The organism is Fictibacillus macauensis ZFHKF-1, from assembly GCF_000269865.1.
GTDB classification, from domain to species: domain Bacteria; phylum Bacillota; class Bacilli; order Bacillales; family Fictibacillaceae; genus Fictibacillus_C; species Fictibacillus_C macauensis.
Window position 1 is genome coordinate 150,398 of the sequence record NZ_AKKV01000024.1, and the last position, 13,620, is coordinate 164,017.

The window sequence follows — 13,620 nt, forward strand, 5'->3', positions numbered from 1 at the left end:
TCGCGATGCTTTTCTTTATTTATTCAGCGATAAAGCGTTCGATGGCATGAGCCACGCCGCTTTCCTCATTGGATTTTGTTACATAAGAAGCAATCGCTTTAATCTCAGCTTCTGCATTTCCCATGGCAACACTCGTACCAGCCATTTCAAGCATGGATACATCATTATAGTTATCACCAATAGCCATTGTATTCTCTAATGAAATGTTTGCATGCGCAGCAAAATCTAAAAGAGCAAGCCCTTTTTGTGCTGCTTTATTCGTAATTTCTAAGTTGTTATTAGCCGAGGAACTTACGGCTAGATCGCCCATCTCTTTTAATTGCTGTGCAGCTTTCGATAATTTCTCATGATGGCTAGAAAACGCAAGTAACTTATAAATTTCAAAATCCTGCTTTTGAAAGAGTGTCTCATACGAATCAATATGATGAACAAGACCGAGCTTAAAGCGCATTAACGCCGCTTTATGCACATCTTCTTCACTTGCTTCAGGATTTGATGTTAAAACGATATCTTTCATCACTTCAAACGCCTGCTCGCGATCATTCGTATACGTACCATCACTTCCATAAATCTCAAAGTACACATCCTGCTCCATTAGCACTTTCGCCATCATTTCATAGCGTTCAAATGAAATTGGCACACTTGATACTTTCTTTCGATTTTCATCTAAAATTTCAGCTCCATTTACACAAATAAGCGGCAATGTTAACTGAGCCTCATCTAGTGTAAAGCGTGCTTCATCTAGCGAACGACCTGTAGCAATGACTACAATATGCCCTGCTTTTTGCGCTTTTTGAATAGCATCCTTATTTTCTTGCGTAACCTTTAAACGCTTGTTTACTAACGTTCCATCCATATCAATTGCAATTAATTTCTTCATCGTACCATCCTTTAGTTCTTTTTCCATTTTACAGTCTTCCCGAATTATAAATATAATTATCCTCTCATGATTGGTACGCTATGTAAAGTAACTACGCTTACACGCTTCATAATGAATAAAAAAACAAGCCTAAACGGCTCGTTTTTTTACCTCTTATTTAGACAGGGTTTCTTTCTTTTTAGAAGGTGGAATGTGAATTGCCTTACCTGTTGCTGCTTCCACAGCTTCCATCCATGCTTCACTTAAAGAAGGATGTGCATACAATGGATAGGCAACGTCTTCTTCACGTGCAGCCATTTCTAGCAGCATAACACCGGCTTGAATGAGTTCCGTTGCTCCCCTTCCAAGCATATGAACGCCGAGAAGAAGGTCGCTTTGTTCATCCATAACAAGTTTAACGACACCATCCTTTTGCCCCGCAAGTGCTGTAAAACCGTTCCCACCCATCGCAAATTGACCACTTTTCACAGTATAACCCGCTGCTTTCGCTTCATCTTCTCGTAAACCGCTATACGCAATCGGTGGGTTCGTATGAATGACCATCGGAATACTTGCCAAATTAAAGGCGGCTTTCAAACCACCAATGCACTCGGCAGCAACTTTTCCTTGCTTAATTGCTTTGCTCGCTAATTTCGGCCCAATTGTACAATCGCCGACAGCATAAATGTTTTGAACAGACGTAGCACACCCTTCATCCACTTCGATCATACCCGCTTCATCAACAGCAATCTTAAGAAAGTCACAGCCAATTTCTTTACTATTTGCTTCATAAGAACCTGCTACAAGCAAGTGAGAAGCTTCTATTGTGACGCGTTCTTCTTGCGCCAAAACAGTAGCAATAACGGTTTCACCGTGAAGAGACACCTCTATGAGCGTACTATTTTTCAAGAGTTTTATTTTTTCCTTTTTCATCACTCGTTGCAGTTCTTTCACTACTGCGCGATCGAGCCCAAATGTTTCATCATCCGTCATTAACGTGACTTGGCTACCAAGCTGACAATACGTGAAAGCCGCCTCTAGTGCCATGTAGTCACTACCGATTACGAGTAAATGCTCTGGCAGTTCGGAAAGCTTCCACCACTGCGCTAGCGTCATGATTTTCCCTTCAATATAGGACAGCTCTTTAGGCATCTTCATCGTTGCTCCAACGGCAATAATCGCTTGTTCATATTCGTATATCTCAAACTGGTGACCTGTTTCTACACCTATGCGATTTTCTTGCATAAAGGAAGCCGTTCCACGCAGAATTTCTATTCGATTTGCCTTACAAAGAGCTTCTACACCTGAGCGCAGGTTTGATATTTGTTGTTCCTGAAAAGAACGAAAGGTATCTAACGAAAACGTTGCGTCGCCGACATTGATTCCCATCGCTTTATAGTGAGCTAACGATGATAGGTTGCTAGCCGCTTGGGTCATCGCCTTCGTCGGTATACATCCCTCATTTAAACACACTCCACCCATCGCTTCTTTTTCAACGAGTGTTACCTCAAGACCAAGCTGTGCGGCACGAATAGCCGCATGATAACCGCCTGGTCCACCACCAATAATCATTAACTGTCGTTTTTGAACGAATTCTCCAACTACCATGTTACACCATCTCCACTAGCATGAACGAAGGATTTTCGATAAAGTGCTTAAAGCGATTCGTAAACATAACCGCGCTTGCACCATCTGCCACCCTATGATCAAAAGACATCGATACATTCATCATGGAACGAATGACAATCTCTTCGCCCATAACAACGGGTACACGCTTTGTTTTATGAAAAGCCATGAGTGCTACTTCTGGAGCATTAATAATCGGCGTTGCTCCCATGCTTCCAAGTGGACCAACGTTAGAAATCGTAAACGTACCATTGCTCATATCTTGTCGAGACAACGTGCCATTTTTTGCTTTTTCCATTTTCATTTTCATATCTTCATTAATTTCTTTAATGCTTAACGCCTTGATATCATGAATGACCGGAACGATTAAACCATCTTCCGCATCGGTAGCAATTCCAATATTGATTTGCTCATGCATCTGAATGACATCATTTGCTTCGTCAAGCTTACTGTTGAAAATCGGGAAATCACGCAATGCAAATTGAAGTGCTTTTACGAAAAATGCTGCTACAGATACATTCGTATCATTTTGCTTTAATTGCTTTTTCATTTCTAAAAGCGCTGTCATATCGATTTCTTCAAAATGAGTAACGTGAGGAATGGTAAATAACGATTGCGTCATTTTTTTGGCGATTTGCTTGCGACGACCTTTAAAAGGAATTGTTGAAACGGTTGCTGTAGAAAGGGATGAATCTTTTTGCGGTTCTTCTAGCGCTGCTGCAGAAACGATGTTATCCTTTTGATCACCTGCTACAAAACGCATGACATCCTCTTCTGTAATTCGGCCAGCTGGGCCCGTACCCGTTACTAGTTCTAGATCAACTTGATGCTCACGAGCTAGTTTTCTCGTATAAGGAGCCGCCAATATTCGTTTCGTTAGAAGCGCTAAAGCACTCTCGTCTTTAGGTGAGTTGCCGACTGTTGTCACTTGTTTTGCAGCGCCAAGCGGCTCTTGACTTTCCTTCTTCGCATGAGAGCTACCTTCACCTTCTAAAACTAATAGTACCGTTCCAACTGTTACCGTTTCTCCTTCTTTTACAAGCAGCTTTGAAACTTTTCCAGCCACCGGTGAAGGTAGTTCAGCTGTTACTTTATCTGTTTGTACCTCTACAAGAGGTTGATCAATGGTTACGATATCCCCAGGTTTTACAAAGAAATGAAGAATTTCTCCTTCGTGCATGCCTTCTCCGATGTCATGAAGCTTTACTTCTACCATTTACTTCTCCTCCTAACAGTCCATCACAGAAACAATTGCCGCTTGTATACGTTCCGACGTAGGCAAATAATGATCTTCTAACGCAAACATCGGAACAGGCGTATCATGTCCTGTCACTTTTTCTACAGGTGCCTTCATATAAAAGAACGACGTATCATTAATAAGAGAAATAAGGGTATCGCATAAACCACCTGTTTGTGGCGCCTCATGCACAATGACCGCGCGACCTGTTTTTTGTACACTGGCCGCAATTAGTTCTTTATCTAGTGGATATAGGCTTCGCAAGTCAATCACTTCTACCGAATACCCTTTTTCGCTAGCAGCTTCGGCGGCCTTTACGCACTGCTCTGTTAACGAACCATACGTCAATACTGTGACATCTGATCCTTCTCTTAAAATGCTGCCTTTACCTAACTCGACTGTATACTTTCCTTCAGGCACATCCATTTTTGTACTTCTATAAACTCTCATCGGTTCCAGAAAAAGAACCGGATCTGGATCTTCAATACTTGCAATCAACATTCCTTTTGCGTCGTATGCATTAGAGGGAACAACAACTTTCATACCTGGCATATGAGCAAATAACGCTTCGACGGAATCTGAATGAATTTCGGGAGCACGTACACCCGCACCATACGGAGCACGAATGACCATTGGAACGGTAAATGCTCCAAGCGTACGGGCACGAATACGCGTCGCATGCGTCATAATTTGGTTAAACGCTGGATAGATAAAGCCTAAAAACTGCATTTCAGCTACTGGCCGAAAACCATTCATCGCTAGACCAATCGACGTTCCAATAATGCCTGATTCTGCTAAAGGCGTATCAATTATACGTTGATCCCCGAACTCTTCTAACAACCCGTCGGTCGCTCGAAACACCCCACCATTTTGGGCAACATCTTCACCTAAAACAAGCACGTTATCATGTTCCTTCATCATCGTTCGTAACCCATCCGTTACCGCTTGTACTAACGTCATTTTTTTCGTTCCAACTGCAGTCGTCATTTTATTCTCCTCTCATCCCAGCATACGCTCGTTTTTGTTCTTCAATTGGCCATGGATTTTCAGCAAAGACATAATCAAACATTTCACTATAATGTGGCGCTGGCTCTTGCTCCATTTTTGCTACCGCTTCTTCTATTTCTTTCATAATCGTTTGTTCAATTTCATTAGCAAACTGCTCGTCCCACATATTTTCATGCTTCATATATAATTCAACACGTGTAACTGGATCGCCACTTTCACGACGACGAACACTTTCCTCTTGATCGCGATATTTTGATGGATCATCTGCTGTCGTATGCGCACCATAGCGCCATGTCATTGCTTCAATTAACGTTGGTCCGTTTCCTTTGCGCGCATTCTCAACGGCCTTTAACGTATGAAAATACACAGCAAAGACATCATTTCCATCTACACGCACACCTTCAATATCATAACCAACACTTTTTTGAGCAATAGTCTTAGCTTTCATTTGCTTGGCAATCGGAACGGAAATTGCGAAACCGTTATTTTGATTAAAAAAGACAACCGGTACGTTAAAGACGCTAGCAAAGTTTAAACCTTCATGAAAGTCACCTTCAGATGTGGCACCATCACCAAAATAGACAATTGAGGCACGATCTGTGCCTTTTAGCTTTTCTGCCCAAGCTGTCCCTGTCGCATGCAATAATTGCGAGGCAATTGGGACAGCTGGTGGGAAAATATTTTTTCCTGCTGGTGGTACACAACCAATTTGACGGCCTTTCCAATACAACAAAACATTTTTTAACGAATGACCAAATGTCAACGTTGCCCCATGATCACGATACGTCGGAAACATCCAATCGCCCTCTTGCATCGCCATTGCACTACCAATCTGTGCTGCTTCTTGTCCTTCAAAAGGCACATACGTACCAATGCGACCTTGTCGCTGTAAATTGACACCTTTTCGATCAAACAAGCGCGCTCTCACCATCTTTACGTACAGTTCTTTTACAAGAGACTCTGTTAGTAAACTACGATAAGACTCATCAACTAGCACACCATTTTGATCAATGATTTGTAACATAGGAAATTCGTTTTGCATTCCACTTCCTCCTTTTAATGTCTAACCTGCCATTTTGCTCGCTTGTCATGCGAAAAAAAGCTATTGCGTGTCTTACGCTGTGCAATTCTTGCTTCACAAAAGCGATTTGCCGCTTCCATTGTAGAGAGATGCAACTCTTTGCTTTGTTGGTAGATTTCAAGAAGAGAATCATAGATTGCTTTCGTTTGTTTTAATACACGTGATGTATTCGGTCCATACAACTCATCTGCTACTTGGATCAGACCACCAGCATTAACAATGTAGTCAGGGCCGTATAAAATCCCTTTTTGTTGTAAATACAAACCATGATGATCTTCTAACAATTGATTATTCGCACTGCCAACGATCGCTTTTACTTGCAATTGATCTATTGTTTCATCATGAATGATGCCTCCAAGTGCACAAGGTACAAAAATATCTGCTGGAACGCTATAAATTTCATTCCCTGAAACGACTTGCACTGTTCCCGGCAATTGTTCCGCTCGTTCTGTGATCATCTTTAAGACAATTGGATTAACGTCGGTCACATAAAGATGTGCACCTGCTGTTAATAGCTCTTCCGCTACTTTATAGCCCACTTTGCCTAATCCTTGAATGCTATAGGTCACACTATGAAGCGCTTCTGTCCCATAAAGCGTTTGTAGTGTTGCTTTTAGACCGTAAATGACTCCTTGTGCTGTTGGTACAGATGAATCACCACTACCGCCATACTCTTTTGGTACACCGACAATACAATTTGTTTCTTTCATAGAATGAACGAAATCCTCGGGTGTCGTTCCCATATCTGTTCCGGTGTAAAAGCGCCCATTTAATGAATCAACAAACTGTCCGAATGCCCGAAACAACGCGGGTGATTTATCGCTCATCGGATCCCCGATAATAACCGATTTCCCGCCACCAAAGTCAACATCGGCACCTGCACATTTATAGGTCATCCCTTTAGATAGGCGCAGTACATCTTCAAGTGCCTCGTCTGTCGTACGATATGGACGCATACGACAGCCCCCTAAAGCCGGTCCAAGCGTCGTATTATGAATAGCGATAATAGCTTTTAATCCCGTTGAAGGATCATTGCAGTACACAACTTGCTCATGCTCTGCTATTTGTTCAAACATATCAAGTTCTTCAACCCTTTGATGCTTTAAAGTAAGCGCTTTCATTTTTGGGTATTCTCCATTCTCATACTTTGTAGTTTTTGTGTGATTTTCTCTTTCGATAAAATATATTGTGTTACATCACCTTCACCAACTACCATTTTTTCATTTGCTACTTTTACTTTACATACAACTGTTTTCCCTGTTAGTTCTGTAACCGTTGCTGTTATCGTTAAATTCATTCCTTCAGGAGTTGGCGCAAGATGCTTAGCAGATACACCACCACCAATACCTTCCTCGCCTTCTTCTAAAAAGGGTAGAATAATTTGGCGAGCAGCCCATTCCATATGATAGACCATGGACACCGTAGAGTAGGCTGGATGAACTAATGACCCTTCAAATTGAGCAAACATCTCGGGCGTTACTGTTGCCGTAATGACGGCTTCATCTCCTATTTTTATACCAGGTTTCATATCATCACCTCTTAATAAGCGTTATGTAACGGTTTACAAAAAGAAAGGCACAAATCCATTTTGCGTCATGTATCTGCCCCTTCTAAAGTCTATCGCTTTACACGATAATTATATAACGTTTTCTTAACGTAATGATATCATTTTGTAGAATAATCAGTCAATAAATGAAAAATAGAGGAGATGTTTTCCAATTAAGAAAACACCTCCTCTTTAGGAAGATCATGGATACTATTTAAATAGCTTCCATACACCTAGTTGATTTAAAAAGACGATAATAATAACAACAGGGGTCACATAGCGAATTAACAATAACCACAAAGCAAAGCCTTTTTTACCAATCGTAGCTCCGCTTGTAAATTCTTCATATAGTTGACCCTTTGGGTAACGATAGCCGACAAACAAGGCTATAAATAAAGAACCCAATGGTAATAAAATATTACTCACAAGAAAATCTAATGAATCAAAAATCGTACGATCGCCGATTAGCGTAACATGTTTCAGTGCTCCTGTTGATAAAGCAGATGGCACACCGACAATGAAAATTAACACGCCAATGATCCAAGACCACTTCGTTCGCTTGCTAACATCATCTTTAATAATGGCTGCAATAATAATTTCTAACATGGAAAATGCTGATGTGAGTGTTGCAAATAAAAAGAGTGCTAAAAAGATAACGAAAAACACTTTTCCAAACACTAACTGTTCAAAAACAGAAGGTAACACAACGAATAGTAAGCCCGGGCCTTCTGCTGGTTTTAATCCGAGGGAAAATACGCCTGGGAAAATAGCGAGTCCAGCCAATAATGATATCACAACATTTAAACTTACAATTGTTGTCGCAGACTTAGGTAAACTTTCTTTTTTAGATAGGTATGAACTATACGTAACCATAACCGAGATCCCCACACTTAATGAGAAAAACGACTGGCCAAGCGCAAACAAAATGGATTCTCCTGTAATCGATGCAAAATCAGGCTTTAAAAAGAATTCCACACCTTTCATAGCCCCATCCAATGTTAAGGAGCGTACAATTAAAATGAGAAACATAATGAAAAGCGCAGGCATCATAATGTTATTTGCTCTTTCAATTCCACTTTTTACTCCGCGGGAAACGATCAGGACAGTAATCAGCATAAATACAGCTTGGGCGATTAACACGCCACCTGATTCGGAAATTGAGCGTCCAAATAACGCACTATAATCTTGACCAAACACTTGCCCAGTTACACTTTTGTATAAATAAAGGATTATCCAGCCACCAATAACACTATAAAATGACAACAGGATAAAAGCGGTTGTCACTCCCATTCGCCCAAGCCATGGCCAGGCTGTCTTTGGTGCAATTGTCTTATACGCTGAAATGGCTTCTTTTTGCGCACCGCGACCGATTACAAATTCAGCCATTAACAACGGAAAACCAATTAAAAATGTAAATAATAAAAACAGTAGAAAAAAGGCACCGCCACCACTCGTTCCAACAACATAAGGAAACTTCCAAATTGCGCCCAAACCAATGGCTGAGCCGGCTGCGGCTAAAATAAAGGCTAATTTTGAGGTCCATTGCTCTTGCTGCTTCAAAAAATACGTCCTCCTACAATATAAAACTTTACAGCATTGCCGTAGCTATGCTGCATAACCAAAAAGTCTACCGCTTTTTATGTAAAAAAGCAAGCCTCCGTTTTAAGATAAAATGGCTCGATCATTTACAAGCTGTTCCCCTTTAATACGTTGAAAAAGCTGAAGTAACCCTTCTACCGTTAATGTCTTTTTCTCTTCTTCCTTCACCTCTACTATAATTTGCCCTTTATCCATCATAATTAAGCGGTTACCAAGATCAATCGCTTGTTGCATATTATGTGTTACCATGAGCGTCGTTAAACCGTTAGCGTGGACAATTTCTTTCGTTAAAGATGTAATCAGTGCCGCTCGAGACGGATCAAGCGCTGCCGTATGCTCATCTAATAATAAAAGATCCGGTTTTGTAAAAGACGCCATTAATAGCGAGAGCGCTTGTCGCTCCCCTCCCGATAACAGACCGACTTTGGCTTTAAAGCGATCTTCAAGGCCAAGATGTAATGAAGATAGGGCTTCTTTAAAAAAAGTACGATTCGCTTTTGTCAGCCCATTACGTAAAGATCGTTTCCGATTACGTGCATAGGCCATAGCTAGATTTTCTTCAATTGTCATAGAGGGTGCTGTGCCTGCCATTGGATCTTGAAAGACACGTCCAATCATTTTCGATCGTTTATATTCCGGCAGGGTCGTTACCTTCTTACCGCCAATCATGACTTCTCCTTCATCTGGAAACAGCACTCCAGATATGATATTCATGAGCGTGGATTTGCCCGCTCCGTTACTGCCGATAATCGTAACAAAATCACCGGCTTCTACGGTTAAATTAATATGCTGTAAGCTTACCTTTTCATCAGCTGTACCTTCATTAAACACTTTATAAACCGAGCTTAGTTGAAGCAACGTCATCATCCTTTCGTTGCAGCGCTGCTATCGCCGCTTTTCGTCGTTTGGTTTTTCGGACTTTTTCTTTTTGTCGATCTACAACTTTAGGAATAACAAGCGCACCAATTACGATTACCGCCGTAATTAACTTTAAATCACCCGGATCAAATATATCGATTTTAAGAGCAAACGTAATCATTATACGGTACACAATAGCACCTAGAAAAACAGCCAGTGTTGTGCGTGCTATGGATTTTGTGCCAAATAACGCTTCACCAATAATGACGGAGGCTAACCCGACAATAATCATCCCGATTCCCATACCAATGTCGGCTGTGACATTGTATTGTGCAAAAATAGCCCCAGATAGAGCGACAAAGGCATTAGAAAGGCCAAGTCCAAGAATCGTTAACCAATCTGTATTGGCCGATAAGCTTGAAATCATGCGCTTGTTATCACCCGTTGCACGAAGCGCTAGACCAATTTCGGTGCGTAAAAACCAATCACATAGCCCTTTCATCATAAGAGCAAGGGCACCGATTACGAACAGCACACTCCACGTTTCAGGTAAATCATCACCAAAACCAAGCATGGTAAAGAAAGAATTGAGAAGATCATCTAGACCAAGCGCTTCCCATGCATTGCGAATTGAGGTAAGAATCGTCTCTTCATTCGCTACCGAAACCGTTGCGCTTTGATCCATGATTTTCAAATTAATTGAATACAAAGCGGTCATCATTAAAATTCCCGATAGAAGTGGATTGATTTTACCTTTTGTATGTAGAATACCGGTTAAACAACCAGCAATAAATCCTGCAAATAATCCAGCTAGTGTAGCAAGGAACGGATTAAAGCCCCCTACAATCATCATGGTTGTCACCGCACCGCCTGTTACAAAACTTCCATCCACCGTTAAATCAGGAAAATCAAGAATACGAAAGGATACGTAAACACCGATTGCCATCATAGCAAAAATGACCCCTAAATCCATAGCACTTAGAATCGCATACATGTAAGTCCTCCTAATGAATTGAAATGTAAACAAAAACGCTGGATTTAACCCGCCAGTGGAAGGTCAAATCCAGCGTGCACTTAATCGATATATTCCGCTATTGAATTCCATTTAGGGTTCAATTTTACGTTCATCGCTGCAGCTGCTTTTTTGTTAATAACTAGTTTTAATTTTTTAGGAAACTCTACTGGGAGATCACTAGGTTTTTTACCGTCTTTTAAAATTTTAGCGGCCATTTTCCCCGCTTGATAGCCGATATCATAATAGTCAAAACCGTAGGCCGCAAAGCCGCCTTTCTTCACTGAATCCAGTTCGCCGACAAATAAAGGTATTTTTTTACTTTCAGCAACGGATATGACAGAAGGTAACGTTGAAACGACCGTATTATCTGTGACTACATAAAAGGCGTCAGCTCTTCCTACGAGAGAAGCTGCTGCCTGCTTAACATCAGCAGATTTTGCAACGGTAGCTTCGACAGCTTTCACATTGTACTTCTTTAACTCTTGTTTTACTTTTTCAATTTGTACAACGGAGTTTTGCTCGCCTTTATTGTAAAGTAGTCCCACTGATTTTGCCTTTATTTCTTTTCCAATAAATTCAACCGTTTTCGGTATCGCCTCTGGGTGAGTATCTGTTGTACCTGTTACATTCGTACCCGGTGCTTCTAAACTTTTAACAAGCTTTGCCCCAACAGGATCTGTCACAGATGTAAATACAATTGGAATGCGTTTCGTTGCATTTGCAGCATGTTGTGCACTTGGTGTAGCATTAGCAAAGATTAAATCGACTTTATCGCCAACAAAGGTCTTGGCGATGGATACAGAATTCGTTTGCTCACCTTGAGCCACTTTGTATTTAAAGTCCACATGTTGAACACCGCCATCCTTTACTCCTTTTTGAAACCCTTTATAGGCCGCATCAAGAGAAGGATGCTCAACAATTTGTGTTACCCCAATCGTAACGGTTTTGTCACGATCCATCTTACTGCTAACATCACTTTTTCCACACCCTCCAAGCAACAATACAGCCGCAGTCGATACACCGACTATTCCCTTCCACGTTTTCACCCGTTCCGTTCCCCCTTTTGTCAGGCAACAGACATCTTTCTGGTTGCAAACTAACGGCGAGGCTATGCCTTTCGCTTATTTTCAAACTATTTACACTATTGATTATATTACAAATTATTACGATTTAACAGCTTTCTTCCTTATTTTTAAAAGAATGGAACGTTTGAAATGACTGTTCAATAGCATAAGAAGCTTCATCCATCATCGTTGTCATTAGTTCACGTGCAGTCGGGATGCTCGTAATTAAACCAGCAATTTGACCACTATTAATAAAGCCTTCTTGTAGATTGCCATCCATCGCACCTTTAAGATGGTGGGTTTCGGTCGTGAGTTCATTAAATTGCTCAAGTGTGACGCCTTCTTTTTCATAGTGTAATAAGGTTTGTGCATACGGAGCCTTCATGACACGGCGAATTCTGCCGACCGAGCGACCCACCACAACGGTATCCTGATCGGAAGCTTCGAGAAGTGCCTCTTTATACACAGCATGAAAAGGAGATTCTTGGACAGCAATAAAGCGCGTGCCAATTTGTACACCTTGTGCGCCAAGCATCATGCTTGCTGCTAATCCTCTGCCATCAGCAACCCCTCCAGCAGCAACAACCGGCACAGACACAGCGGAAGTTACTTGTGGAACTAAGGTCATCGTCGTCGTTTCTAACGGTGAATTGAGCCCTGCTGCTTCATAACCTTCTGCTACAATTACATCTGCACCAGCTTCCTCTGCTTTTTTTGCATGATAAACAGAGGCAACGACACAAATCACAACAATTCCGTGCGCCTTTAGCTTCGGAATAAATGGCGCTGGATTTCCTGCTGATAAAGAGACAATGGGGATGCTATGAGAAACGATGAGTGCCATGATTTCTTTAATACTTGACGCTACTGTCAAAGGAACATTTACTGCAAAAGGCTTATTTGTCAGTGCTTTTGTTTCAAGAATGAGTGCTTCAATTTCTTGTGGTGAACGCGTCCCAACACCGATTGTTCCAAGACCCCCGGCATTCGATATAGCTGCTGTTAAGGGAGCATTGCTTCCATTGCCCATCCCACCTTGAAGAATGGGTACATCTATATTAAGAAGTTCACATAATGTTTTCATCTATGTTATTCCTTTCATGCAATCTGGTATATACTTTTAGAGAAGTTTTGTTTTACTAGTTAAGGAGGAACTTATTGTATGCTTCACTCATTTGACGGAAAAAAGCCAACAATCGATGAGAGCGCTTTCGTAGCGCCGGGTGCACAAATCATTGGAGATGTCACCATTGGTAAAGAATCAGGCATTTGGTTTAATAGTGTGCTTCGTGGTGACGAAGGTCCAATTACCATTGGCGACCGCTGCAACGTGCAGGATAACTGTACCCTTCATTTATACGAAGGAAATCCCCTTACGTTAGAAGACGAGGTATCCATTGGTCATAACGTCATTCTCCACGGCTGCACGATTCGTAAACGTGCCTTAATTGGTATGGGAGCCATTATTCTAGATGGAGCTGACATTGGCGAAGAAGCTTTCATTGGCGCCAACACACTTGTACCATCTGGAAAGAAAATTCCTCCACGCACGCTTGTACTAGGTTCACCAGCAAAAATCATTCGTGAGCTCAATGAAAAAGACTTAGAATTAATTGCCGTAACGATTGAAACCTATCGTCAAAAAGCACAAATGTTTAAACAATCTCTTGAACAAACTCATCCATAAAGCATGATGTAAATAAGGTTGTCTAGCACATTCACTAACG

The 13,620-nt window shown here is 41.3% G+C and carries 13 protein-coding genes; 1 reads left to right on the forward strand and 12 read right to left on the reverse strand.

Annotated features, from left to right (window positions below; all coding sequences use genetic code 11):
* Positions 1-19: 19 nt before the first annotated feature.
* From A374_RS08180 to A374_RS08235, 12 genes are all read right to left on the reverse strand, one after another.
* The gene (locus A374_RS08180) at positions 20-907 is read right to left on the reverse strand and encodes a Cof-type HAD-IIB family hydrolase (RefSeq protein WP_007201734.1); all 888 of its coding nucleotides are present in this window, start codon (positions 905-907) and stop codon (positions 20-22) included.
* A gap of 126 nt (positions 908-1,033) precedes the next feature.
* Positions 1,034-2,467: a dihydrolipoyl dehydrogenase family protein gene (locus A374_RS08185; RefSeq protein ID WP_007201735.1), complete on the reverse strand. Its 1,434-nt coding sequence runs from the start codon at positions 2,465-2,467 to the stop codon at positions 1,034-1,036.
* Position 2,468: 1 nt separating this feature from the next.
* A complete protein-coding gene (locus A374_RS08190; protein ID WP_007201736.1) occupies positions 2,469-3,701 on the reverse strand; it encodes a dihydrolipoamide acetyltransferase family protein in 1,233 nt (410 codons plus the stop codon).
* 12 nt (positions 3,702-3,713) lie between these two features.
* A complete protein-coding gene (locus A374_RS08195; protein ID WP_007201737.1) occupies positions 3,714-4,709 on the reverse strand; it encodes an alpha-ketoacid dehydrogenase subunit beta in 996 nt (331 codons plus the stop codon).
* A 1-nt stretch (position 4,710) separates the two neighbouring features.
* A complete protein-coding gene (gene pdhA / locus A374_RS08200) occupies positions 4,711-5,772 on the reverse strand; it encodes a pyruvate dehydrogenase (acetyl-transferring) E1 component subunit alpha (RefSeq protein WP_007201738.1) in 1,062 nt (353 codons plus the stop codon).
* A 14-nt stretch (positions 5,773-5,786) separates the two neighbouring features.
* Positions 5,787-6,932, reverse strand: coding sequence for a Leu/Phe/Val dehydrogenase (locus A374_RS08205; RefSeq protein WP_007201739.1), 1,146 nt, complete (start codon positions 6,930-6,932; stop codon positions 5,787-5,789).
* Positions 6,929-7,339 carry a thioesterase family protein gene (locus tag A374_RS08210; RefSeq protein ID WP_007201740.1) on the reverse strand — a complete coding sequence of 137 codons (411 nt, stop codon included), beginning with the start codon at positions 7,337-7,339 and terminating at the stop codon, positions 6,929-6,931. Before A374_RS08210 ends, A374_RS08205 begins: the two co-directional genes overlap by 4 nt.
* A 228-nt stretch (positions 7,340-7,567) precedes the next feature.
* A complete protein-coding gene (locus A374_RS08215; RefSeq protein ID WP_007201741.1) occupies positions 7,568-8,917 on the reverse strand; it encodes a sodium-dependent transporter in 1,350 nt (449 codons plus the stop codon).
* A gap of 102 nt (positions 8,918-9,019) precedes the next feature.
* A complete protein-coding gene (locus tag A374_RS08220) occupies positions 9,020-9,814 on the reverse strand; it encodes an ABC transporter ATP-binding protein (protein ID WP_007201742.1) in 795 nt (264 codons plus the stop codon).
* Entirely contained in the window at positions 9,789-10,808 is a 1,020-nt protein-coding gene (locus A374_RS08225; protein ID WP_007201743.1) for an ABC transporter permease, read from the reverse strand. The genes A374_RS08220 and A374_RS08225 overlap by 26 nt, the downstream gene beginning before the upstream one ends.
* An 80-nt stretch (positions 10,809-10,888) precedes the next feature.
* Positions 10,889-11,875: an ABC transporter substrate-binding protein gene (locus A374_RS08230; protein WP_007201744.1), complete on the reverse strand. Its 987-nt coding sequence runs from the start codon at positions 11,873-11,875 to the stop codon at positions 10,889-10,891.
* A gap of 124 nt (positions 11,876-11,999) precedes the next feature.
* Positions 12,000-12,977 (reverse strand): NAD(P)H-dependent flavin oxidoreductase, encoded by a 978-nt coding sequence (locus A374_RS08235; RefSeq protein ID WP_007201745.1) that lies wholly within the window; start codon positions 12,975-12,977, stop codon positions 12,000-12,002.
* A gap of 78 nt (positions 12,978-13,055) precedes the next feature.
* Here A374_RS08235 and A374_RS08240 point away from each other — a divergent pair, with 78 nt between their 5' ends.
* Positions 13,056-13,580: a gamma carbonic anhydrase family protein gene (locus A374_RS08240; protein WP_007201746.1), complete on the forward strand. Its 525-nt coding sequence runs from the start codon at positions 13,056-13,058 to the stop codon at positions 13,578-13,580.
* Positions 13,581-13,620 lie beyond the last annotated feature (40 nt).